Source organism: Candidatus Protochlamydia sp. W-9 (genome assembly GCF_001950615.1).
Classification (GTDB): domain Bacteria; phylum Chlamydiota; class Chlamydiia; order Chlamydiales; family Parachlamydiaceae; genus Protochlamydia; species Protochlamydia amoebophila.
The window spans coordinates 1-235 of record NZ_BCPZ01000333.1; the positions used below are offsets into that span (position 1 = coordinate 1).

The 235-nt window shown below is 42.1% G+C and carries 1 protein-coding gene; it reads right to left on the reverse strand.

What is annotated here, in order from left to right; genetic code table 11:
* The coding region (locus tag BU804_RS09305) for a hypothetical protein (RefSeq protein ID WP_158025048.1) at window positions 1–235 on the reverse strand (235 nt) is incomplete at both ends.

The window sequence follows — 235 nt, forward strand, 5'->3', positions numbered from 1 at the left end:
ACACAGATCGGTCCCTTTTCAAATTTCTCAGAAAAGGTTGCAAGGCATGAGGATAAATGACTCGTATCTTCTAGATTATCAAATCGGATGATCTCTTTTAAGCCAATTTGCCTTAATAGTTCCTCTTCTCTCTCGTGGAGACTCTTGCGACTTTCTGCTTTGGGGTTCGTTTCAGGCAATGGCATCTGTTGTCTTTGCTCTTTCTCTTCCTGCATCTTAGCAAGTTGTTGCTGCA